The organism is Micromonospora sp. URMC 105 (assembly GCF_051386295.1).
GTDB lineage: Bacteria > Actinomycetota > Actinomycetes > Mycobacteriales > Micromonosporaceae > Micromonospora.
Genome location: NZ_JBPQTL010000008.1, coordinates 75,403 through 98,071, shown reverse-complemented (window position 1 = coordinate 98,071; position 22,669 = coordinate 75,403). Strand labels below are relative to the sequence as shown.

The 22,669-nt window shown below is 71.5% G+C and carries 17 protein-coding genes; 10 read left to right on the top strand and 7 right to left on the bottom strand.

Annotated elements, in window-relative coordinates; genetic code table 11:
- The first annotated feature begins 465 nt into the window (after positions 1-465).
- On the top strand, positions 466-1,248 hold the full coding sequence (locus ACSNN7_RS05125) for a deoxyribonuclease IV (protein ID WP_436679472.1): 783 nt from the start codon (positions 466-468) through the stop codon (positions 1,246-1,248).
- Between the two features lie 5 nt (positions 1,249-1,253).
- Entirely contained in the window at positions 1,254-3,689 is a 2,436-nt protein-coding gene (locus tag ACSNN7_RS05120; protein WP_436679471.1) for a hypothetical protein, read from the top strand.
- A 17-nt stretch (positions 3,690-3,706) separates the two neighbouring features.
- On the opposite strand, the gene ACSNN7_RS05115 is transcribed toward ACSNN7_RS05120, so the two are convergent.
- The 3 genes from ACSNN7_RS05115 to ACSNN7_RS05105 all read right to left on the bottom strand — a co-directional run bounded on the left by ACSNN7_RS05115 (position 3,707) and on the right by ACSNN7_RS05105 (position 8,759).
- A complete protein-coding gene (locus ACSNN7_RS05115; protein WP_436679470.1) occupies positions 3,707-5,209 on the bottom strand; it encodes a glycosyltransferase family 87 protein in 1,503 nt (500 codons plus the stop codon).
- Positions 5,210-5,322: 113 nt separating this feature from the next.
- Positions 5,323-8,103, bottom strand: a complete 2,781-nt coding sequence (locus tag ACSNN7_RS05110; RefSeq protein ID WP_436679469.1) for a transglycosylase domain-containing protein — start codon at positions 8,101-8,103, stop codon at positions 5,323-5,325.
- Between the two features lie 197 nt (positions 8,104-8,300).
- A complete protein-coding gene (locus tag ACSNN7_RS05105; protein WP_436679468.1) occupies positions 8,301-8,759 on the bottom strand; it encodes a DUF5318 domain-containing protein in 459 nt (152 codons plus the stop codon).
- Positions 8,760-8,933: 174 nt separating this feature from the next.
- On the opposite strand from ACSNN7_RS05105, the gene ACSNN7_RS05100 reads away from it, so the two are divergent.
- Positions 8,934-9,572, top strand: coding sequence for a PadR family transcriptional regulator (locus tag ACSNN7_RS05100; RefSeq protein ID WP_436679467.1), 639 nt, complete (start codon positions 8,934-8,936; stop codon positions 9,570-9,572).
- Between the two features lie 23 nt (positions 9,573-9,595).
- On the top strand, positions 9,596-10,675 hold the full coding sequence (locus ACSNN7_RS05095; RefSeq protein WP_334453737.1) for an inositol-3-phosphate synthase: 1,080 nt from the start codon (positions 9,596-9,598) through the stop codon (positions 10,673-10,675).
- 82 nt (positions 10,676-10,757) lie between these two features.
- On the opposite strand, the gene ACSNN7_RS05090 is transcribed toward ACSNN7_RS05095, so the two are convergent.
- The 3 genes from ACSNN7_RS05090 to ACSNN7_RS05080 form a co-directional block, all read right to left on the bottom strand.
- Positions 10,758-11,675, bottom strand: a complete 918-nt coding sequence (locus tag ACSNN7_RS05090) for a hypothetical protein (RefSeq protein ID WP_436679466.1) — start codon at positions 11,673-11,675, stop codon at positions 10,758-10,760.
- A gap of 164 nt (positions 11,676-11,839) precedes the next feature.
- Entirely contained in the window at positions 11,840-12,760 is a 921-nt protein-coding gene (locus ACSNN7_RS05085; RefSeq protein WP_436679465.1) for a hypothetical protein, read from the bottom strand.
- A gap of 122 nt (positions 12,761-12,882) precedes the next feature.
- The gene (locus ACSNN7_RS05080; RefSeq protein WP_436679464.1) at positions 12,883-13,362 is read right to left on the bottom strand and encodes a methylated-DNA--[protein]-cysteine S-methyltransferase; all 480 of its coding nucleotides are present in this window, start codon (positions 13,360-13,362) and stop codon (positions 12,883-12,885) included.
- 145 nt (positions 13,363-13,507) lie between these two features.
- On the opposite strand from ACSNN7_RS05080, the gene ACSNN7_RS05075 reads away from it, so the two are divergent.
- From ACSNN7_RS05075 to ACSNN7_RS05060, 4 genes are read left to right on the top strand one after another with little or no spacing between them, the layout of a single operon-like run.
- A complete protein-coding gene (locus ACSNN7_RS05075) occupies positions 13,508-14,029 on the top strand; it encodes a SigE family RNA polymerase sigma factor (protein WP_436679463.1) in 522 nt (173 codons plus the stop codon).
- Complete coding sequence (locus ACSNN7_RS05070; RefSeq protein WP_436679462.1) at positions 14,026-15,102, top strand: hypothetical protein; 1,077 nt, start codon at positions 14,026-14,028, stop codon at positions 15,100-15,102. Before ACSNN7_RS05075 ends, ACSNN7_RS05070 begins: the two co-directional genes overlap by 4 nt.
- 10 nt (positions 15,103-15,112) lie before the next feature.
- Positions 15,113-15,649: a hypothetical protein gene (locus tag ACSNN7_RS05065; protein ID WP_436679461.1), complete on the top strand. Its 537-nt coding sequence runs from the start codon at positions 15,113-15,115 to the stop codon at positions 15,647-15,649.
- A gap of 40 nt (positions 15,650-15,689) precedes the next feature.
- Positions 15,690-17,219: a flotillin family protein gene (locus tag ACSNN7_RS05060; RefSeq protein ID WP_334453744.1), complete on the top strand. Its 1,530-nt coding sequence runs from the start codon at positions 15,690-15,692 to the stop codon at positions 17,217-17,219.
- Between the two features lie 41 nt (positions 17,220-17,260).
- Here ACSNN7_RS05060 and ACSNN7_RS05055 read toward each other — a convergent pair whose 3' ends face one another.
- Positions 17,261-18,730 (bottom strand): CCA tRNA nucleotidyltransferase, encoded by a 1,470-nt coding sequence (locus ACSNN7_RS05055; protein WP_436679460.1) that lies wholly within the window; start codon positions 18,728-18,730, stop codon positions 17,261-17,263.
- 129 nt (positions 18,731-18,859) lie between these two features.
- Between ACSNN7_RS05055 and murJ the strand changes: the two genes are divergently transcribed.
- On the top strand, positions 18,860-20,602 hold the full coding sequence (gene murJ / locus ACSNN7_RS05050; protein ID WP_436679458.1) for a murein biosynthesis integral membrane protein MurJ: 1,743 nt from the start codon (positions 18,860-18,862) through the stop codon (positions 20,600-20,602).
- Positions 20,603-21,043: 441 nt separating this feature from the next.
- Positions 21,044-22,642, top strand: a complete 1,599-nt coding sequence (locus ACSNN7_RS05045) for a protein kinase family protein (RefSeq protein WP_436679457.1) — start codon at positions 21,044-21,046, stop codon at positions 22,640-22,642.
- Positions 22,643-22,669 lie beyond the last annotated feature (27 nt).

The window sequence follows — 22,669 nt, the reverse complement described above, 5'->3', positions numbered from 1 at the left end:
CCGGGCGTGGTGACAGGGGCCCGCCCCGACGCCCGAAGGCGGGTGGCGGACCCCTGTCCACGAGACCGCGGGGCGTCCCGTCCGCATTCCTTGGGTGGGACCTGGGGAGGAACGACCACACCGATGAGGTTGGATCGAAGACGCCCCGCGGAGCTTTTTCCTGTTGTTATCCGACGGTACAACGGCTCTCGTCACCAGTAGGCGTAAATGCCACTTTTAGTCCGAGATTCCTGTCGGGACCTGTGGAACAGGCCGGACGGGTCCGGCCTCCGACGTGCCGGGCCGCACGACGGAGGGTGACCGGGTCCGGGATCGACCACCGTGACCCCGGCCGCCGTGGCGGAAGAGCCCGGGATCGATCCCACCCCGGTCAACGACCGCCCGCCCCGACGGTGACGCAACAGGGTCCGCGCCTGGCCGCCACCATCACCCCGGGCGTCGGGGAGGCGACGTAGGCTCGCCTGCATGCGTATCGGAGCCCACGTCGACCAGGCCGACCCGTTGGCGGAGGCGGCCGCCCGTTCCGCCGAGGCGGTGCAGTTCTTCCTCTCCGACCCGCAGGGCTGGAAGGCCCCGAAACCCCGGGAGGACGCGGAACGGCTGCGCGCCGCCGAGGTGGACCTCTACGTCCACGCCCCGTACGTGATCAACGTGGCCACCCTGAACAACCGGATCCGGATCCCCAGCCGCAAACTGCTCCTCGGGCACGCGGCGGCGGCGGCGGAGATCGGCGCCAAGGGGCTGATCGTGCACGGCGGCCACGTCAACGCCGGTGACGACCTGGCGGTCGGCTTCGACAACTGGCGCAAGACCTTCGCGTACGCGGCGGACTCCGGCGGTTTCCCCCTGCCGGTGCTGATCGAGAACACCGCGGGCGGCGACAACGCCTGCGCCCGGCGCCTCGACGGGCTGGCCCGGCTCTGGGACGCCCTCGGCGACCACGAGGTCGGCTTCTGCCTGGACACCTGCCATGCGTACGCGGGCGGCGAGGAGCTGCTCGACCTGGTCGACCGGGTCAAGGCGATCACCGGCCGGATCGACCTGGTGCACGCCAACAACTCCAAGGGCGGCTTCAACTCCGGGCAGGACCGGCACGACAACCTCGACGGCGGCACGATCGACCCGGACCTGGTGGTCGCGGTGATCCGCGCCGCCGGCGCCCCGGTGATCGTGGAGACGCCCGGCGGCGCGGCGGGTCAGGGGGCGGACATCGCCTTCCTGCGTGAGCGGCTCGGCACGGGGGCCTGACCCGGATGACCACGCACGCGACCGGCGGCGGCCAGCCGACCGGACAGACCGACGGGACCGACGACCGGGACGGCACGTCTCCCGGCGGCACCGCAGCCCCGACCTCCGGCCGGACCGACGCCGCCGCGCCCGCATCGGCCGGCAGCGGTCGGACCGGCTTGGGTGACACCGACGCCACCACGGGCGGCAGCGTCGACCACGAGCCGACCGACGACGCCCAAATGGCTAACCCCGACTCGGCGAAGACGGCAGGCAAGGACACCAGCGCAGGCCACCCCATCGACGACGCGCAGGTCGGTACCGCCGACCCGGCGAAGGCCGGAAGCGCCGGTGCCGCAACGGCCAGAACCGACGACGCCGGCGCGAGCGACACCACCGACGCGAAGCCGACGACCGCCGCGAGCGACGGTGCGCCGGGCGGGAAGAAACCCACGAAGCCCGCAGCCGACGCCGGACAGAACGACGCCACCGGCGCGAAGGTCACCACCGGCGCGGCGGCCGCGAGCGACGGCGAACAGGACGAGAAGGCCGCCGACGCGAAGCGCGCGAAGACCGCGACCGACGCCAAGGCAACCACCGGCACGAAGACCGCGAGCGACGGCGAACGAGGCGGAAAGACCGGTGACGCTGGCGACGGCAAGAAGAAGGACGGCGACGGCGAGCCGCCGGACCGCTGGTCGGCGTTCGCTCCGGCCCCCGAACCGGTACCGGGACGTCCGCGTCGCGCGGTGCGCGCCGTCGGCCGGCTCCTCGTCCACGAGTGGACGCTGGCCGCCTTCGCGTCGCTGGCCCTCGCCGTCGCCATGACCTGGCCGACGCTGCGCTACCCGCTCTACACCCTGCCGCAGGACTACTGGGACCCGAGCCTGCAGGCCTGGCAGATGGCCTGGTCGGGGCACGCCCTGCGGACCGAGCCGGCGCAGTTGTTCCACTCGAACACGTTCTTCCCGGAGCAGTGGAGCTTCGCCTTCTCCGACATGCTGCTCGGCTACGCGCCGGCCGGCATGATCGGCACCGGTCCCGAGGCGGCCGTGCTCCGCTACAACATCATGTTCGTGCTGGCCCACGCGCTGGCCACGTTCGGGGCGTACGCGCTGGCGCGGCAGCTGGGTGCGGGCCGGGCGGGCGCCGCGGTGGCCGGGATCGGCTACACGTACGCCCCGTGGCTGCTCGCCCAGGCGGGGCACCTGCACATCGTCTCCAACGGCGGCATCCCGCTGGCGCTGGCCATGCTGGCCCGGGGCCACGGCTGGTCGCTGCGGTACGGCTACCGCCCGGAGCGGCGGCACGAGGGCTGGACGTACACCGGTTGGATGGTCGCGGCCTGGCAGCTCAGCCTGGGCTTCGGCATCGGCCTGCCGTTCGCGTACGTGCTGGCCGGCACGGTGCTGGTCGCGGCGACGACCTGGTTCCTGCGGCGCTGGGTGATCCGGCCGGTGAAGCGTCCGTTCGGCACCCGGCTGCTCGTCGCCGACCTGGTCGGCGGGCTGCTCTTCGCCGGTGTGGGTGCGCTGCTGGCCATCCCGTACTTCAAGGTCGCCGACCTGCACCCGAACGCCGCACGCACGCTCGCCGACATCGGGATCTACTCGCCCCCGGCGCTGGGCTTCTTCACCGCTCCCGCGGAGTCCCGAGTCTGGGGCGGGCTGCACGAGGGGGCGCGGGCGACGCTGCCATGGCACCCGGAGATGACCCTGCTGCCCGGCTACGTGCTCTACGCGCTGGCCGCGGGCGGCGTGTTCTTCTCGGTCTGGCGGCTGCGGCACCGGCTGCTGCTGCTCGCGGGGGTGCTGGTCACCATGGTGCTGGCCATGGGCACCCGGTTCTTCGACGGCACCTTCACCTACGGCCTGCTCTTCGAGTATCTGCCGGGCTGGAACGGGCTGCGCACCCCCGGCCGGATGATGCTCTGGACCACCCTGCTGCTCGGCCTGCTCGCTGCCGGTGCGGTGAGCGCCCTGGCCCAGCGGGTGAGCGAGATCGCCGCGGAGCGTGCCCCGTACCGGCCGTCGCCGTGGCTCCGGGTGGCCGTCCTGCTGCCGGTGCTGCTGGTCCTCGCGGAGGGGTTGAACGCGACGCCGCACCCGGTGGTCCCGGAGCAGCCGGTGGCGATGCGGACCGTAGACGGCCCGATGCTGGTGCTGCCGAGCAGCCAGAACCTCGACCAGCCGGTGATGCTCTGGTCCACCAGCACGTTCCCGGACGTGGTCAACGGCGGCAGCGGCTTCACCCCCACGCAGCTCGACGAGGTACGCCGGGTGACGCTCGCCTTCCCCGACCAGACCAGCGTCGACTACCTGCGTACCCTCGGCGTCCGCAACGTGGTGCTGCTGCGCGACCAGATCGTCGGCACCCCGTGGGAGGTGACCGTCAACTCCCCGGTCGACCAGCTCGGCATCACCCGCGAGGAGGTCGGCGACGCAGTGGTCTTCCGGCTCTAGGCCTGCGCGGCGGGTCGTCAGGTCGCGGCGGCGGCCAGCGGTTCGGGCGTCCGGGTGGTGCGGCGGTCGGCGAGCCAGGGGGCGTCCGGGGCGCCGTCGAACATCCCACCGTCCGGATCGTCGGCGTAGGTGCGGCGCACCGCGTCGCGTTCCGGGTGCAGGATGTCCCGGATCACCAGTACGCAGAGCAGCACGACGGTACCCAGCCGGAGCGTCGCGGCCAGCACGAAGACGCCTTCGGGGAAGACCGGCCGGCTGGTCGCCGCGCCGAGCAGCTCGCCGTAGAAGGCGGTGAAGTAGCAGACCTCGGCGAGCTGCCAGGCGAGGAAGGCGCCCCAGCGGGGGCGGGCCAGCACCGCCAGCGGCAGCAGCCAGAGCACGAACTGCTGCGACCAGACCTTGCTGAAGATCAGGAACGCGGCGACCACCAGGAAGGCGAGCTGGGCCAGCCGGGGACGGCGGGGCGCCAGCAGGGCCAGCGCGGCCACGCCGAGGCAGGCCAGGATGAACAGGGCGTACGACAGGATGTTGAGCGTCGGGATGTGCGTGTTCAACCACTGGAACGGCCCCTGGTCACCGGCCACGCCGCTGTTCACCTTGCCGTCCAGGTACCGGCCGATGTACCAGAGCGTGCCCCAGTCGATGGGCCGGGTGCTGTTCAGTTCGAAGAAGCGGTTCCAGTTGTCGTGGTACGGGATTGCCACCGGCAGGTTGACCACGATCAGTGCCGCGGCCCCGGTGCCGATGGCGGTCAGCGCGGCGCGCACCCGGGCGCTGCGCAACGCGAGCAGCAGGATGGGCCAGAACAGGAACAGCGGCCACAGCTTGGCGGCACCACCGAGGCCGAGCAGCAACCCGGCGAGCGCGGGCCGGCGGCGGGCCCACGCGGCCAGGCCGAAGGCGGCCAGGCCGATGGCGAGGAAGTCCCAGTTGACGGTGGTGGTGAGCAGCAGCGCCGGGGCCAGGGCGAACAGCGCGGCGTCCCAGGGTCGTCGGCGGCGCAGGGCGAGGATCACCGCGACGGTGGCGACCGCGAGCGCGCTGAGCGTCAGCGCGTTCAGGTTGTAGAACCACTGGCCCTGGTTGAGCTGCGGGTCGTCGGCGCCGAGGCTGTGCACCGGCAGGCCGAGCGCGCCCATGAAGTAGCCGGTGAGCACCGGGTACTCGACCGGGTGGTCCCGGTAGGGCACCTTGCCCTCGTTGATGCCCTCGGCGTAGTAGAGCGCGAGCACGTCGGTGTAGCAGAGCCGGGTGTACTGCACGTTGTTCTGCCAGGCACCGTCCTGGCAGGGCGACTTCTGCACCCAGTGCAGCGCCAGGGTGAGGCAGGCCAGTGCGAGGACGATCCGGGTGGCGGTCCAGAAGCGCCTTTCCCGACCGGCGGGCCGGTCCAGCGCGACCGCGTGGTCGCCGAGCGGGCCGCCGATCACCTCGGAGACGCCACGGACGAAACCGTCCGACCGGGACGGGTGGTCGCTGGTCCCGGAGTCGTCCAGGCCGGCCGTCGACTGGGTGCTCATGAAGAGGCATCCTGCCGTACGCCCGGGGTCTTCGTCCTCCTCCGGTGGCGCGACGTCGAAGAAAGTCGACGTGTGAGCGCGTCGCCGAACGGCGACGGCGGTGTCACGCGTGGTTACTCCCGAGGGCGGGGTGACAGGGTCGGCAGGATGCCGCCACCACCACCGCCGTCACCACCGCCGTCACCGTCGTTGCCGCCGTCGTTGCCGCCGCCCGGTCCGCGCGGATCGTTCGGGTTCTGGTTGCCGCCGCCGTTGGGGTCCTGCGGGCAGAACAGGCCGAGCGGTCCGCAGTCCTGCGGCTGCTGGCCGGGGACGGGCGGCGGCGGCGGGGGCGGGGTGCCGTTGCCCGCTTCCTTGTCACCGATGTTCGCCGCCGGCGGGAAGTCCAGCTTCTCCTCGCCCTTGAGCGAGTCGTCCATCACCCGTTCCCAGATGTCACCGGGCATGAGGGAGCCGCTGATGTTGCGGCCGTCCTTCATCTTGATGGCTTCCCGCTTGCCCTTGTTGCCCACCCAGACGGCGGTGGCGATCTGCGGGGTGTAGCCGATCATCCAGGCGTCACCGTTCTCGTTGGTGCCCTCCTTCAGCTCCCACGTACCGGTCTTGGCGGTCGCCTTGCGGCCACCGTCGAGCACGTGGTTGACCTTGGCCGGGTAGTCCTCGAGCACGTTGGTGACGTCGGCGACCACGTCGGGGTTGATCCGCTTCTGGGGCTTGAGCTGCTCGCCCCCGAGCTTCTCCCACTTGCCGGTGTCCTTGTTCTGCTTCTCGGCGGAGAGCAGGAAGTGGGCCTTGTTGTAGACGCCCTTGTTGGCGAAGGTGGCGATGCCGTTGGCGTGGTCGAGCACGGTGATCGGGTACTGACCGTAGGAGACCACGTGGTAGAAGGGGTCGGGCGCCAGGTCCTTGGCGTCGGCCTTGGTGAGGTCGTGCCCCTTCGGCGGGTTGGTGTTGGTCTGCCACATCATGCTGACGCCGGCCCGCTTGGCCATGTCGACGATCTTGTCCGGCCCGATGTCGAGGCTGACGTGGTAGAAGGGCACGTTCAGCGACTTCAAGGTCGATTCCCGCAGCGTGCAGGAGTCACCGCAGCTGGGGTTGTCGGTGCCGGCGTTGCTGACCCGGAACTGCACGCCGTCGGGCTTGAAGGCCTTGCCCTTCCAGCGCGACTCGATGGCCTTGCCCGCGTCGATCGCCGCGGCCAAGGTGTAGATCTTGAAGCTTGAACCCGGCGAGTGGCCACCGGTGATGTTGCCGCTCGCGTCGGTGTTCTTGCCGGCGTAGTCGGTACCCGTACCGTCGTCACCGCCGTAGTAGCCGAGCACCCGGCCGTTGCGCGGGTCGATCGACACCACGGCCGCCATCAGGTTCTTCTTGGTGCCTTCCAGCTCCGAACCCTTGGTGCTGCGCTGGGCCGCGCCGGTGATCGCCCGCTGGACCTTCATGTCGATGGTGGTCCGGATCCGGTACCCGCCCTGCTTCAGCATCAGCGAGCAGAGCGGCTTGCGGTCCGTCGCCTCGGCCTCGTTGTCGGTGCAGAGCTTCTTCTCGCGCATCTCCGGCACGAGGTAGTTGACGACGTTGCCGATCGGGTTGTTGACCCCGAACTTCTGGCCGGCCCTCGACTCCTTCGGCGTCTGCAACGTCTTGGTCGGGTACGCCGTGGGGCGCGGCGGGTGGTTCGGCGAGTCGACCCAGCCCTCGCTGACCATGTTGGCGATGACGTAGTCCCAGCGACCCTTGGCGTCCGTCGGGTTGACGGCCGGGTCGTAACCCTTGTGGGTCGCGGTGGGCTCCGGCTGCTTGATGAGCGCCGCCAGCACCGCGGCCTCGGCCACGTCGACCTTGGAGACCGACTTGCCGAAGTAGGCCTGCGCGGCCGCCTCGATGCCGTACGCGTTCCGGCCGAAGTAGATGGTGTTCAGGTAGTGCTCCATGATCTGTTCCTTGGTGAACTGATCATTGAGCTTGGAGGCGACGATCGCCTCCTTCACCTTCCGGGCGTACGAGTCGTCCTGGAGGTTCTCGTAGGCGTTGCGGGCGTACTGCTGGGTGATCGTCGACGCACCCTGCTTGTCGCCGCCGCTGAGGTTGTTCCAGGCGGCCCGGGCGATGCCCTTGTAGTCCACACCGGAGTGGCGGTAGAAGTTCTTGTCCTCGGCCGCCGCGACCGCGTCCCGCATGTGCTGCGGGATCTGGTTGATCGAGACGAACGTGCGGTTCTGCTCGCCCACCTTGGCGATCGGCGTCTTGTTGTCGGCGGCGTAGATCGTGGTGGCCAGCGGCAGGTTGATCTGGTTGGGCAGCACGACGTTCGTCGAGTAGTAGGTGAACCCGATGACGCCGACGCCGGCCAGCATGATGAAGACCGCGAAGCCCGCGATCAGCATGTTGACCCGCCTGCGCTTCTTCGCGCGGGCGACCGCGTCCGGGTCGCCCGGCCCGCGTCCGCCGCCACTGCCGCCGCGTCCCGGGCCGTAGGGGCCACCCGGGCCGCCGGGGCCACCGCCGGAGACCGGCGCCACGCCCGCGCGGGCCACCGCCGCCCGGCCGCCGACGGCCGCCGCGCCGACGCTGGCCCGCCCGGCGGAGCCCACGCCCACCGACGCGCGGCCGGCCGGGCCGGCTGCCGGGGAGACCGGGACGGACGCGCGTCCGGGCCGCCCGCCGGGCGCCGGGGAGACCGGCACGGAGGCCCGTCCCGCGCCCGCGCGGCCCACCGAGGCCGAGCCGGACGCTCCCGTCGCGCGGGGCGGCGGCACCGACGCCGAGGCCCGACCGGCGGGTGCGCCGCCGACCGAGGCCCGGCCGGCCGGAGCCGCGCCGGAGTCACCGTTCGAGCCCGGTACCTGGGCCCGCGCACGCGGGGAACTGGGATCGCCGTACGAGTTCATTCCTCACACCCTGCCGGTCGCGGTGGGGCGCGGGGGCGCCACCACCGGGTTGCCGTGAGTTGACACACGTGACGCCCGCTCGCGGTGGGACCGCAGCGGGAGCGTCGTATACGTACTATTCGGACCTATCAGGCCAGGTGGCTGCCGGGCGGGGGAACCGTCGTCGACGGCACCGGTAGCGACCGGTCCAGCCAGCTTCACCGTTGCGCCTCTCGCCTTCGCTCCTGGGCCGACCCGGCCCCGGGGGCGGTCATGCCGCCCACCGCGCCCGACTCCGACCCGCCCTCGGCCAGCCCGTCCCGGCCGAGCAGGAACTGCTCGACGAGATGGTTCCAGTCACAGCCGAGACACACCTCCACCACGAAGACCTGGAACTCACGCAGCGTCATCGCCAGCGCGGGCAACTCGGCCAACGTTCGCGCCTGACCGGCGGACTGCTTGAGCTCGTCCCCGTAAATGTAGTGGACGTGGATGAGGTTCTCGCTCCGGCAGATTGGGCAGCGCTCCTCGGTCGGTTCGCCGTGGAACCGAGCGGCGTTCTTCAGGTACGGCGAGGCGTCGCAGACGTCGTACGTGCCGACCCGGCCCGCGAGGAGCTCACGCAGCACCGCCCGCTTCTGGAGCGAGTAGTCCACCACCTGCCGCGCCGTACGCATGCGGTGAAGGGTACGCGGTCCGGCCGGGTCAGGCGACCACGGTCACGATGAGTGACAGAAACATCCCGGAGCGAGGGTTTGCCCTGATCGCTGGTGAGGTACTAACGTGCGATGTATCGGTCCGATACATCGAGGCGGTTAACGTCCCTGCACCCGGGGTAGGAAGGATGGCCCGTGCTCGAGCTCGCCATCCTCGGCCTCCTGCAGGAGGCACCGATGCACGGCTACGAGCTCCGCAAGGAGCTCACGGCCAAGCTCGGTGCCATCCGGGCGGCGATCAGCTACGGCTCGCTCTACCCGACCCTGCGCCGGCTGCAGGCGGCGGGCTGGATCACCGAGGCCGCCGAGACACCCGCGTCCGCCGAGGAGGTTCCCGCGCTGACCAGCCGACGAGGTCGGGTGGTCTACAAAATCACCGCGGAGGGCAAGGAACGCTTCGCCCAGCTCATCGCACAGGCGGGGCCCGAGACGTACGACGACACGGGCTTCGGCGTGCACTTCGCGTTCTTCGCCCGGACCGACCAGGCGACCCGACTCCGGATCCTGGAGGGTCGCCGACGCACGATCGAGGAGCGTCGCGAAGGTCTTCGTGACGTGCTGGGCCGGGCGGCCGAGCGCCTCGACGCGTACACCCTGGAACTGCAACGCCACGGGCTCGACGCCTGTGAGCGCGAGGTCCGCTGGCTGGAGGAGCTCATCGCCAACGAGCGCTCCGGCCGTGCCCCGACAGTCCCGCAACCCGGGACGGCCGGCGGCCGACGAGACAACAACAGCCCGCCCCCGCCTGGAGAGTCCAGGAAAGAGCGGCCGTGATGAAGAAGAAGGAGGCAGACGCTATGGGCTCCGTCCGCGTCGCCATCGTCGGTGTGGGTAACTGCGCCTCGTCCCTGGTTCAGGGCGTGGAGTACTACCGGAACGCCGACCCGAACGACCGCGTCCCGGGTCTCATGCACGTCACCTTCGGCGACTACCACGTCTCGGACGTGGAGTTTGTCGCGGCGTTCGACGTGGACGCCAAGAAGGTGGGCATGGACCTCGCGGAGGCGATCGTCGCCAGCGAGAACAACACCATCAAGCTCTGTGACGTGCCGCCGACCGGCGTCAGCGTGCAGCGCGGTCCGACCTTCGACGGGCTGGGCCAGTACTACCGCGAGATCGTCGAGGAGTCGGACGCCGAGCCGGTCGACGTGGCCAAGGCGCTGCGCGACGCGCAGGTCGACGTGGTCGTGTCCTACCTGCCGGTGGGCTCGGAGCAGGCCGACAAGTTCTACGCCCAGGCCGCGATCGACGCCGGCTGCGCGTTCGTCAACGCCCTGCCGGTCTTCATCGCCTCGGACCCCGAGTGGGCCAAGAAGTTCGAGGACGCGGGCCTGCCGATCGTCGGTGACGACATCAAGAGCCAGGTCGGCGCCACGATCGTGCACCGCGCGCTGGCGAAGCTCTTCGAGGACCGCGGTGTCGAGCTGCTGCGCACGTACCAGCTCAACTTCGGCGGCAACATGGACTTCATGAACATGCTGGAGCGCAACCGCCTGGTCTCCAAGAAGATCTCGAAGACCCAGTCGGTGACCTCGCAGATCCCGCACGAGATGAGCAAGAGCGACGTGCACATCGGCCCGTCGGACCACGTGCCGTGGCTGGACGACCGCAAGTGGGCCTACATCCGCCTGGAGGGCCGGTCCTTCGGTGACACCCCGCTCAACGCCGAGCTCAAGCTCGAGGTGTGGGACTCGCCGAACTCCGCCGGGGTCATCATCGACGCCGTCCGCGCCGCGAAGATCGCTCTGGACCGCAAGATCGGCGGCCCGATCCTGTCCGCCTCGTCGTACTTCATGAAGTCCCCGCCGGTGCAGTACGCCGACCACGACGCGCACGCCGCCGTCGAGGCCTTCATCGCCGGCGAGGTCGAGCGCTGACGCGCTGACCAGCAGCATGGCCGAGGGCCGGGTCCGAACGGACCCGGCCCTCGGTGTGTCGGAAGGCGCTACCCGCCGACCGTCACTTCTCCCACGTCGGCCTGCCGCCGAGGTCGATGCGGTTCGCGCGGACCGGCATGGCGGAGCGGGGGTTGACCCGGCCGGCGCCGACCACAGCCGCGGTGATGTCGAGGATGAGGTGCGTGGTCCGGTTGGTGTAGATGCTGATCAGATCGGTGGCCCAGGTGCTCATGTCCGTGTCCTGACCGACTCCGCAGACGAACGCGTTGGAGACGATCTGGTTCGGCGCGTAGTTGATCGACGAAAAGTCGGTCGGCCGGGTGGTTCCGAACGGGTAGACCTGAGCGAAGCCGCCCAGCGTCGGCTGCACCACGGTCAGCGTCCCGAAGACCGCGTCCGCGTAGTACAGGTGATCGGTCAACCGGAGGCTGATCGACCGGCCGGCCAGCACCCGGCCGCTGGCGTCGAGGTATCCGGTCTCGCGGACCAGCGCGCGGGAGCTGGGGTACCGGGTGTCGAGCACCCGTTGCGGCACCAGCGGCACGATCCGGTTGCTGTTGGCGGTGGTGTGGACGACGTGCCGATCGTTGCCTCCGCCGGAGGCGCCGGTGACGATCCAGATGTTGCCCTGCATGTCCATGCCGATCGAACCGGCCTCGGCGACGTTGGAGAGGGTGCTTCCGCTCGGCATGAGTTGCAGTGCCGGTTCGGCCTGCACCCGGCCGCCGGGGCCCTCGTCGTAGGTCCGGACGCTCTGCAACCGAAGGGCCGCCCTGGCGCCGGTGTTCCGCAGGGTGGTGGCGGCGTCGACCACGTTGGTCGCACCCTGCACCACCGGGTCGCCGGCGGCCGCCTGCGCCGGGGTGGCGCCGGCGGCACCCACCACGCCCGCGCCGGCCACTCCGGCGGCGACCGTGCCGGCCCGACGGAGCAGACCCCGGCGGGCGATGCTGTCCTGCTCGTGCTGCGCTTCTGACATACCGAGATCCCCGTATCGGTAGGAAGAATTGGCGACGCGATCCTTCCTGATCGGAACCCCGTTGACAACGATCGCAGTCCATCCGATCGCCGGACCCACCGACCCACCGGGGACGGCCGAGGGCCAGGTCCGCACGGACCCGGCTTTCGTCGCGTACGTGACGGCTACTTCGCCCAGTTCGGCTTGGTCCGCCCGGCCAGTTGCGTCCGCCGGTCCCCGGCCGCCAGTTCGGGGTGGGTGGGCAGGATCGCCGGGTTGACCCGGCCGGCCGCGACGACGAACGCCACCACGTCGAGGATCACGTGGGTGGTCTGCTGGGCGTGCACGGAGATGTGATCGATCACCGGGCTGATCCCGGTCAGGAAGAAGTTCGACAGGGTCTGACCGGCCTGGAAGTTGATCGTCGAGAACGCCGGCGGACGCTGAGCGGAGGACGGGTAGACCTGCAGGAACCCGGCGGCGAGCGCGCCGGTCACGGTCACGTTGCCGTACACGGCCTGACCGAAGTAGACGAATTCGTCCAGGTTGACCTGGATCGTGCGGCCACGCAGCAGCCGGCCCGAGCTGTCCAGGTTTCCGACCGGATTCACGATGCGGGCCCGACCGGCGGCGGTCCGGGTGTCGATCACCCGCTGCGGCGTGACCGGCACCAGCTGGTTGCTGTTCGTCTCCGTCCGGATGTACTCGACGAAGTTGCCCTCCATGGGCGGCAGGCCCTCGCCGGTGACCGCCCAGATCGTCCCGGAACGATCCATCGCGATCGAGCCCATCTCGGACTTTGAGTTGATGCTCTCCCCGTTCGGGGTCAGCCGCAGGGCCGGGCTGGCGACCTCGACACCCGCGTCGTCGGTGATGGTGGAGTTCTCCAGTCGGAGGGTGGCCGAGGTGGCCGAGCCGCCGCGCAGCGTGGTGGCCGTGCCCGCCTCGTTGACCTGCCCCTGCAGCACCGGGTCGCCCGGTGCGGCCTGCGCCGGGCCGGCGGCGGCCGCGCCCACCGCGGCGGTGCCGGCTAGGCCGGCGGCGACAGTGCCCGCCCGGCGCAGCAGGTGGCGACGGCCGACGGCGCTGTCCTGGTCCTTCTTCACGATGGTGTCCCCCGTGTGGTGGTGGCGGATGACGTCTCGGTCGTACCGATGATCGAGAGGTCTTGTGCCGGGGAAACGGCTGATCGGACGATCAGGTTGCAGTAGTGCGCCGACTGTCGGATTCAGGACCAGGCGCGTCGCAGGGCAACCCCGGCCTCCAGCTCCAGCAGCCGCACCTTGCGGGGCAGCCCGCCGCCGAAGCCGACCAGCTTGCCGCCCGCGCCGACGATCCGGTGACACGGCACGATCACCGGAATCGGGTTGCGGTTGCAGGCCACCCCGACCGCCCGGGCGGCCCCGGGGTCACCGACCAGCCTGGCCACCTCGCCGTAGGTGAGCGTCTCCCCGTACGGGATGCGGGTCATCTCCCGCCAGACCGCGCGCTCGAACTCGGAGCCGCGCGGCGCCGCCACCGGCACGCCGAAGTCGGTCAGCTCGCCGGCGAAGTACGCGCGCAGCTCCGCCACCGCCCGCCGGGCCAGCTCGTCACCGGGCTCGTCGACCGCCGACTCCACCCGGCCGAAGTGCGCGCCGCACACCGCCTCGCCGTCGGTGGCCACGGAGAACTCCCCGATCGGCGAGTCGAGCACGGTCCAGCGCATGGCGGCCATTCTCCCTCGCCGGTACGACGGCCGGGCCTTCGGCATGACGGCCCTGGGGAGAGCCGACGAAGCCGGCGGACCGAACCGTGCCACGGCTGAGGCAAACTTTTCCGCCCCACCGGCGTCTGAGTTACGGAGGTGGGCGGTGACCGAGGGGACCGACGGGGAGTTCACCGCGTTCGTCAACGAGCGCGGCGACGCGTTGCTGCGCGTCGCGTACGCGCTCGCCGGCAACCAGCACGCCGCCGAGGACCTGCTGCAGAACGCGCTGGCCAAGGCGTACGCCCGCTGGCCCCGGATCCGCGGCGACGCCGAGCCGTACGTGCGGCGCATCCTGTACCACGACCAGGTCTCCGGCTGGCGGCGGTTGTCGCGACGGCGGGAGGTGCCGGTGGCCGAACTGCCGGAGCGGGCCGGCGGCCGGGACAGCGGAAACGACAGCGACCTGCGGCTGCTGCTGCGCGACGCGCTGCGGGAGCTGCCGCCCCGGCAGCGTGCGGTGCTGACGCTGCGCTACCTGGAGGACCTGAGCGTCGAGCAGACCGCCGCGCTGCTGGGCTGCCGCTCGGGCACCGTCGCCAGTCAGGCGTCCCGCGCGCTGGCCCGGCTCCGGGAACTGGTGCCGGCCTTCGACGACCTCGCCACCCGTCCGGAGGTGCACCGATGAGCAGGCCGACGGAGGATGCGCTGCGGGCGGCCGTACAGGATCTCGTCGATCAGGCCCGGCCGGCGCCCGGCCTGGCGGCCGTGGCCATCGCCCGGGGTCGTCGGCTGCGGGCCCGGCGGCGGGCCGCGGCAGGCGCCGCCGTGCTGGTCGCGATGCTCGCGGTGACCGTACCGTTCGTGCTGCTCCGGCCGGCGCCGCCGACCCGTCCCGCCGTGCCGGAACCGCAGCCCACGCCGTCCGTGCACCCGACGCCGGGCGCCGGCTGGAAGGACTCGCCGCTGGCCCTGCCGGGCGGCTGGCGGGTCACCGGTGGCGTCACTGGCGGCAGTGGCTACCTGCTCGACCGCAGCCGTGACCGCTACGTCCACACCAAGGGGTACGACGAGGTGTGGCCGGCCCCGACCGGCACCGTCACCGCCGTCGCGGACGAGGACCGGCCCGGGCAGATCGGCCTCATCGACAGCCGGAAGGCGACCGTGCGCTGGTACCGCGCGCCGGGAGCAAACCTCCAGTGGTCGCCGGACGGACGCCGGCTCGTCCTGACCAGGTTCCGTCAGGGCGTCCACCACATCGGCATCCTCACCCTGGACGGCACGTTCCGGGAGTACGCGGTGGACCGGACCCGGTACTTCTGCACCGACCGCTGCCTCTTCACCTGGGCGCGGAACGGGCGGGAGGTGGCGCTGCCGCTGACCGACGCGTTCAAGCCCCGGTCGGAGAGCGAACGGCATCCACGCTGGGGAGTGCAGTTCTTCTCCGCCGACGACGGCAGACCCACCCGGTTCGTGACGATTCCCGGAGACCCCGCCGGACCGTGGGCGTTCTCGCCCGACGGGCAGTGGGCGGTCGTGCAGGGCCAGCGCGATCCGCTGCTGGTCGACGCGGTGACCGGGACCGTCGTCCGGACCCTGCCGTCGGCGGAGGTCGCCTGGGTCTCGAACGACCGGTTGCTCTACCGCCGGCTGTCCGGCAGTGGCGACTTCGTGCTCGCCGACACCGAGGGCCGGGAGCTGGAACGGCAGCCGCTGCCCCGGGAACTGGTCGACCGGGACGTCACCGTGGCCCCGAAATGATCAGGCCGGAATGTTGCGTGACGTCGATACCGTGCAGGTCGTGGCCACGGGGACGTTCATCTTTCTGATCATCGGTGGGGCGGGCGTCGCCGTGCTGGCGCTCTCCCTGCTCGGCGCCGAGCTGCTCCACGTCGCCGACGTCGACGGTCCGGTGTCGGTCGAGGCGGTCGCCGGTTTCCTCGGCGCCTTCGGCTTCGGCGCCGCGATCGTCAACGAGCTGGTCGGTGGGCGTACCCCCGGGACGATCGCCGCGGCGGTGGCCGGCGGCGCGGTCGCCGCCGTGCCCACCGCGTGGCTCGCGGCCCGGCTCAGCCGGGCGGCACGGGACATGCGCACCGACCCCACCCCCACCCGAAACGACCTGGTCGGCGCGCTCGGCCTGGTGGTCACCCCGGTGCCCGCCGCCGGTTACGGCGAGGTCCGGGTACGCGTGGCCGGCCAGCCGGTGAAGCTCAACGCCCGCGCCGACCACCCGATCCCGGTGGGCGCGCAGATCTTCGTGGTGCAGGCGCTGAGCGAGACCAGCGTCCACGTCGAGACCTACTGACCACCCCTGCTCACCCCCTTTCGCAGAGACGGAACTGCCCATGCCCCTTGTCATCGCCGTCGGCGGCGCGGTCCTGCTGGCGCTCGTCCTGGTGCTCTTCGTGCTCTCCCGGATCAAGGTCGCCGGCCCGAACGAGGCGTTCATCGTCACCGGCCGCAAGGGCCGGACCACGCAGACCGCCGACGGTGGTCGCTCCACCGACATGTCGGGCCAGAAGGTGGTGCTCGGCGCCTCGGTCTTCGTGCTGCCGGTGGTCCAGAAGCTCCAGTCGCTCGACCTGTCCAGCCGCCGCATCGACGTGGGCATCCGGGGCGCGGTGAGCAAGCAGGGCATCCGCACCGACCTGCACGGCGTGGCGATCGTCAAGGTCGGCGGCACCGAGGATGCCATCCGCGCCGCCGCCCAGCGCTTCCTGCACCAGCAGGACGAGATCGACAACTTCACCCGCGAGGTGCTGGCCGGCGCGCTGCGCTCGATCGTCGGCCGGCTCACCGTCGAGGAGGTCATCCGGGACCGGGCGGCGTTCGCCAGCGCGGTCGCCGAGGAGGCCGAGCACTCGATGACCAACCAGGGTCTGGTGCTGGACACCTTCCAGCTCCAGGACATCCTCGCCGAGGGCTCCTACCTGCAGGACCTGGGCCGGCCGGAGGCCGCCCGGGTCCTCAAGGACGCGGCCATCGCCGAGGCGCGCGCCCGCCAGCAGGCCGAGCAGGAGCGGCTGCTCGCCGAGGAGGCGATCGCCGAGGCGAACCGGAACCTGTCGCTCAAGCAGGCCGGCATCCAGGCCGAGATCGACGCGGCCAAGGCCCGGTCCGCGGCGGCCGGCCCGCTCGCCCAGGCGGAACGGGACCAGGCGATCCTCTCCGAGCAGCAGAAGGTGGCCGAGCGCAACGCCGAGCTGAAGCAGCGCCAGCTCGACACCGAGGTGCGCAAGCCCGCCGACGCGGCGCGCTACAAGGTGGAGCAGGAGGCCGAGGCGGCCCGCAACGCGGCGGTGCTCAACGCCGACGCGCAGCGGCAGGCCGTCATCGCCGCCGCCCAGGCCGCCGCCGAGCAGTCCCGGCTCACCGGTGAGGGCGAGCGGGCCCGGCGGGCCGCGCTCGCCGAGGCGAACGCGATCGAGGGCGCCAAGGAGGGTGAGGCGGAGCAGCGCCGGCGCTCCGCGATCGCCGAAGCGGTCGAGCGGGAGGGCCAGGCGGAGGCCGCGGCCATCCTGGCCAAGGGGCAGGCCGAGGCCGACGCGATGGCCCGCAAGGCGGAGGCGTTCGCCGCGTACGGCGAGGCGGCCGTGCTGGATCTGCTGGTCAAGGTGCTGCCGCAGGTGGTCGAGGCGGCCAGCGCCCCGATCGGGGCGATCGACAAGATGACCGTCATCTCCACCGACGGCGCGTCGTCGCTGACGAAGTCGGTGGCCGGCAACGTGGCGCAGGGCCTCCAGCTCGGCTCCGACCTCACCGGCATCGACCTGCCGGGCCTGCTGGCCCGGCTCGGCTCGGCGTCCGCCGGCGGTTCGCAGTCCGCGGGCAACGGCAAGGCCGCGGTCGACGGCAGCGCGGTCGAGACCCGCTGACCAACCGACGAGGGCGCGTCCTGGTGGACGCGCCCTCGTCGTCAGCTCTGGTCGATGACGCCCTGCTCGCGGGCCCAGCGCAGCAGCTCGGCCTCGGCCTCGTCCCGCTCCAGCGGACCGCGTTCCAGCCGCAGCTCCTTGAGGTGCTGCCAGGCCCGCCCGACCACCGGCCCCGGCGGTACGCCGAGCAGCTCCATGATCGCGTTGCCGTCCAGGTCGGGGCGGACCCGCGCGAGGTCCTCCTCGGCGGCGATCCGGGCGATCCGCTCCTCCAGCGCGTCGTAGTCGGCCGCGAGCTGGGCCGCCTTGCGCCGGTTGCGGGTGGTGCAGTCCGATCGGGTCAGCTTGTGCAGCCGGGGCAGCAGGTCACCGGCGTCGGTGACGTACCGGCGCACCGCCGAGTCCGTCCACTCGCCCCGGCCGTACCCGTAGAAGCGCAGGTGCAGGGCGACCAGGGCGACCACCTGCCCGGTCACGTCCTTGGGGTAGCGCAGCGCCTTCATCCGGGCCTTGGTCAGCCGGGCGCCGACCACCTCGTGGTGGTGGAAGCTGACCCGGCCGTCCGGCCCGACCGACTTGGTGGCCGGCTTGCCCACGTCGTGCATGAGCGCGGCCATCCGGAGCACGAAGTCGCAGCCGTCGGTCTCGTACGAGACCGCGTTGCTGACCACGGTGAGGGTGTGCTCGTAGACGTCCTTGTGCTGGGCGTGCTCGTCGATCTCCAGCTTGAGCCCGGTCAGCTCGGGCAGGAAGCGCTCGGCCAGCCCGGTGTCGACCAGCAGCCGCAGCCCGGTGATCGGGTCGGCGCCGCAGAGCAGCTTGGTGAACTCGTCCCGGATCCGCTCGGCGGTGATCCGGTCCAGGTCGGTGGCCATCCGGGTCATAGCCTCGTGCACTTCGGGGTGCACGGCGAAGCGCAGCTGCGCGGCGAAGCGGGCCGCCCGCAGCATCCGCAGCGGGTCGTCGCCGAAGGACTCCCGGGGCGTGCCGGGGGTGCGGATCACCTTGGCCGCGAGGTCGTCCAGGCCGCCGTGCGGGTCGGTGAACCGGTGGTCGGGGAGGCTGACCGCCATCGCGTTGATGGTGAAGTCCCGCCGCTTCAGGTCGTCGCTGAGGTTGGTCCCGTACTCGACGATCGGGTTGCGGCTGACCTGGTCGTACGCCTCGGCGCGGAAGGTGGTGATCTCCAGCCGCAGCCCGTCGCGCTGCAGTCCGATGGTGCCGAACTCGCGGCCGGTCTCCCAGATCGACTCGGCCCAGCCCTTGATGATCCGCAGGGTCTGGTCGGGATGGGCGTCGGTGCAGAAGTCCAGGTCTTCACCGAGCCGGCCGAGCAGGGCGTCCCGGACGGAACCGCCCACCAGGTGCAGCTCGTGCCCGGCCTGCGCGAACCGGCGGCCGAGCTCGTCGGCGACCGGGGACACACGGAGCAGTTCGGCGACGGCGTTGCGCTGCGCGACGGTGAGCTCGCGGCGGTCGGCGGCGTGGGGTGCGGAGGCAGCTTCGGACATGGGATCGCCAGCCTATCGGGCCGGGGTGGGATCTGATCCGCCGGGCGCGGGTAACTGAGCTGGGTTGACTAAGGTCTTGGGCGTGCGGGCCGGTCGTCCGGCTCCGACGTACCCCCTTGGAGGCAGGAGATGAGCGGCGGGCTCTACCGCAGCGCGAACGCCACGCCGGACGGTGCCATCCCGCCGACCGACCAGGCGACCTTCATCTCCGCCGAGCCGCTGAACCAGCCGGCGGTGGAGGCCACCGCGCCGCCGCCGGAGCAGGTGGGGGAGGCCAGCGCCGCGGCGAACAGCGCGGTGATGGCCGTCGGCAGCCTGATCAGCCGGGGTACGGGCTTCATCCGCAACCTGATGATCGGCGCGGCGCTGGGCAACCTGGTCGGCAACGCGTACACCACCGCGCAGTTCCTGCCCAACCAGGTGTACGAGTTCCTGCTCGGCGGCGTGCTCACCAGCGTGCTGATCCCGGTGCTGGTCCGCCGCAGCAAGGCCGACGCCGACCGGGGCGAGGCGTACGCGCAGCGGCTGCTCAGCCTGGCGGTGATCACGCTGGCGGCCGCCGCGCTCATCGCGGTGACGTCGGCCTCGGCGCTGACCGCCATCTACGCCAGCGGCAAGGACCAGGACTACACGGATCTCGTCACCAGCCTGTCGTACCTGATGCTGCCGATGCTGTTCTTCACCGGCGTCAGCGCGCTGATCGCCGCGGTGCTGAACACCCGGGGCCACTTCGCCGCCCCGATGTGGGCGCCGATCCTGAACAACCTGGTGGTCATCGGCGTCTTCGGCCTCTACATCCTGATCTACGGGGCCGAGGCGCTGAAGCCCGGCGACCTGGGCATGGGCCAGATCCTGCTGGTCGGCGGCGGCACCCTGCTCGGCGTGGCGGTGCAGGCCGCCGGGCTGCTGCCGGCGCTGCGCAAGGTGGGCTTCCGGTGGAAGTGGCGGTTCGACTTCCGCGAGCTGGGGCTGCGCGAGCTGGCCCAGCTCGGGGCCTGGATGTTCTGCTACGTCGGGGTCAACCAGCTCGGGCTCTTCGTGGTGGTCAACCTGCTCACCCGGGCGGCGGGCGAGGACAGCGCCGGCATCCTGATCTACAACAACGTCTTCCTGCTGCTGATGATGGCGCACGGCATCATCGCCGTCTCGATCATCACGGCGCTGATGCCGCGGATGAGCGCCGCCGCGGCGGACGGGCGCTTCCACGACGTCACCGCCGACCTGGCCCGGGGCACCCGGATGGTGACGGCGGTGCTGGCCCCGATCGCGGTCTGCTACGCGGTCCTGGCCGGGCCGATCTCCCGGGTGGTCTTCCAGTACGGCGCCTTCGACGCCGAGAACGCCCGGGCCACCTCCACCGTGCTGCTGGTCGCGGCCGTGGGGCTGGTGCCGTTCGCGATCAGCCAGCTCTTCACCTTCGCCTTCTACGCGCTGCCGGACACCCGCACCCCGGCACTGATCAACATCCCGGTGGTGGCGCTGCGGGTGCTGCTCCAGGTGGGACTCTTCATCGCCTTCTCGGCCACCTTCGCCGCGGCCGGCATGATGCTCGGCAACGCGATCTCGTACGTGGCGGCAGCGGTCGTCTCGGCCATGCTGCTGCGGCCGCGGGTCGGCCGGATCGGGCTGGGCGGGATCATGCGGACCATGGGCAAGGTGGTCGTCGCCGCGCTCGGGGCGGCGCTGGTCGGCCTGCTGGTGGTGAGTCTGCTCCCCGGCGACCCGGCCGACCTGGGCTGGCTGGCGGCGGCGCTCCAGCTGGTGGTGGGCGGCGCGGTGATCGGCGTGACGTACCTGGGGCTGGCCATGGTGCTGCGGATCGGGGAGATCACCGAGGTGGTCGGGATGGTCCGCCGCCGGCTCGGCCGCTGAGCCGACTCCGGCGGCGCGGGCTTCCCCGCACGGAGCGTGAACGAGGATCACCAGCCTGGGGACGTGGCTGTGGATAACTCCGCGTTTCCCCGGTCAGCAACCGGATCGGCCTGTGGACAACCAACCGTACGGCTGAGCATGGAGGGCCGTTCGGAGGGAACCTGATCGGACGTCGGCGGGCCGCCACACCCGGGTCGGCCCCTGCTACGACTACTTGCGGTCAGCCTCTAGATTGGCTAGTACATGTGCCAGCAACGTGGCCGACAACGGTCGTAACCGGGCGAGGTCGTCCACAACCGGCACGTCGCCGGGTACGGCGGGAAGATGACATGTCGGTATGACGGGTGGTCCGGGTAAGGTCGCTCTCGACGGACACGGCAGGTGTTCGACGTACGCGTCGACACGCCGGTCGGTTCCTTCGACGGCAGAGCGGGAAGCCACATGCCCAGCAGCGCGGGTCCATCGATCGACACGATCACCGAGGGAGGACGGGTGACCCAGGTCGGCGAGGGTCAGGAGGCGGAGGAGACTGCTCCGCCCGTCATGACCTTCGGTGCTCCCACGGCCGGTGAGATCCTCGCCGAGCGGTACGAGCTGGTCGAGCACATCAACAACGACAGCGCCGGGCGACTGGTCTGGCGAGGGGTCGACGTCGTGCTGCGCCGGCCGGTCGCGGTCGTGCTGCGCTACCCCGGCGGCGACTCGGCCACCGAGATGCTCCAGGCCGCGGTGGCCGCCAGCCGGGTGATCCACCCCAACCTGGTCGGCGTCTACGACGCGATCGACGAGGACGAGCGGGCCTACGTCGTCCGCGAGTGGGTCGACGGGCACTCCCTGCGCGAGATGGTCGCCGCCGACGGGCCGCTGGACCCGGCCCGGGCCACCGCCATCGGCAACGCCGTCGCCAGCGCGCTGGCCGCCGTGCACGCCACCGGCATGGTGCACGGCAACGTGCACCCCGGCACCGTGATGATCAGCGACGAGGGCCGGGTGGTGCTGGCCGACGCGCGCACCGACGGCGCGGACAGCCAGGAGAACGACATCCGGGCGGTCGGCGGCATCCTCTACTTCGCCCTCACCGGGCACTGGCCGCACGCCGAGGCCCCGCTGCGCGGCGCGACCGCCGGGCACGGCCGGGCCGCCATCCCGGACGCGGTCCGGGACGCCAGCGGCGCGATCGCCGCGCCCCGGCAGGTCCGCGCCGGTGTGCCGGCGTACCTCGACGACCTGACCATGGACCTGCTCGACGCCGAGATCGCTCCGCCCTCGTCGGACGTGCTCGCCGCCGAGCTGGCCCGGCTCGACGTGCCGTCCGAGGACCACTTCCTCGACCAGACCGGCACGATCCGGTTCACCGCGGACCCGGGCGACGACCCGTCCCCGCTGGCCGCCGCCGGTGGGCGCAAGGTCGCGGTCGGCATCGCCGGTCTGCTGGCGGTCGCCCTGGTCGGTCTGCTCATCGGAATCAGCGCGCTGGGCGGCGACGACAAGTCGTCCGACCCCGAGCCGGTCGCCCGGCCGACGAACAGCGCCCCGTCCAGCGGCGCCACCGCGCCCGCGCCCGTCGTACGCAAGCTCTCCGTCGAGGAAGTCCGGATCATCGACCCGGACAGCAAGCTCCGCGACGAGCTCGAAGACGCCGAGAAGGTCATCGACGGCGACGAGGACGAGGGCTGGGGCACCGACACCTACACCACCGCGAACTTCGGCAACCGCAAGAAGGGCATGGGTGTCCTGATCGACCTGGGCAAGCCGCACACGGTGAAGTCGGTGCAGGCGATCCTCTCCTCCACCGGCGCCTCCGCCGAGCTGCTCTGGGGTACGAAGGACTTCCCGTCCAGCTCCGCCGGCGACAAGCAGCTCGTGGCGAGCTACAAGAACCCGATCGGTCAGCCGTTCGAGGAGCACGACGGCACCACGATGACCTTCAACGGGTTCAACCCGGAGCAGAAGTACCAGTACCTGCTCTTCTGGATCACCAAGCTGCCGGCGAGCGACCTCAAGATCGACGTGCAGGAAGTCAAGGTCTACGGGTCGTGAGCCGCCCACCGCGCGCCCGGCACCGCA

Excerpts from the sequence above, each read along its gene's own strand:
- ACSNN7_RS05125 (WP_436679472.1), top strand. The coding sequence starts at position 466 with ATGCGTATCGGAGCCCACGTCGACCAGGCCGACCCGTTGGCGGAGGCG.
- ACSNN7_RS05120 (WP_436679471.1), top strand. The coding sequence starts at position 1,254 with ATGACCACGCACGCGACCGGCGGCGGCCAGCCGACCGGACAGACCGAC.
- ACSNN7_RS05115 (WP_436679470.1), bottom strand. The coding sequence starts at position 5,209 with ATGAGCACCCAGTCGACGGCCGGCCTGGACGACTCCGGGACCAGCGAC.
- ACSNN7_RS05110 (WP_436679469.1), bottom strand. The coding sequence starts at position 8,103 with ATGAACTCGTACGGCGATCCCAGTTCCCCGCGTGCGCGGGCCCAGGTA.
- ACSNN7_RS05105 (WP_436679468.1), bottom strand. The coding sequence starts at position 8,759 with ATGCGTACGGCGCGGCAGGTGGTGGACTACTCGCTCCAGAAGCGGGCG.
- ACSNN7_RS05095 (WP_334453737.1), top strand. The coding sequence starts at position 9,596 with ATGGGCTCCGTCCGCGTCGCCATCGTCGGTGTGGGTAACTGCGCCTCG.
- ACSNN7_RS05090 (WP_436679466.1), bottom strand. The coding sequence starts at position 11,675 with ATGTCAGAAGCGCAGCACGAGCAGGACAGCATCGCCCGCCGGGGTCTG.
- ACSNN7_RS05080 (WP_436679464.1), bottom strand. The coding sequence starts at position 13,362 with ATGCGCTGGACCGTGCTCGACTCGCCGATCGGGGAGTTCTCCGTGGCC.
- ACSNN7_RS05070 (WP_436679462.1), top strand. The coding sequence starts at position 14,026 with ATGAGCAGGCCGACGGAGGATGCGCTGCGGGCGGCCGTACAGGATCTC.
- ACSNN7_RS05065 (WP_436679461.1), top strand. The coding sequence starts at position 15,113 with ATGTTGCGTGACGTCGATACCGTGCAGGTCGTGGCCACGGGGACGTTC.
- ACSNN7_RS05060 (WP_334453744.1), top strand. The coding sequence starts at position 15,690 with ATGCCCCTTGTCATCGCCGTCGGCGGCGCGGTCCTGCTGGCGCTCGTC.
- ACSNN7_RS05055 (WP_436679460.1), bottom strand. The coding sequence starts at position 18,730 with ATGTCCGAAGCTGCCTCCGCACCCCACGCCGCCGACCGCCGCGAGCTC.
- murJ (WP_436679458.1), top strand. The coding sequence starts at position 18,860 with ATGAGCGGCGGGCTCTACCGCAGCGCGAACGCCACGCCGGACGGTGCC.
- ACSNN7_RS05045 (WP_436679457.1), top strand. The coding sequence starts at position 21,044 with ATGCCCAGCAGCGCGGGTCCATCGATCGACACGATCACCGAGGGAGGA.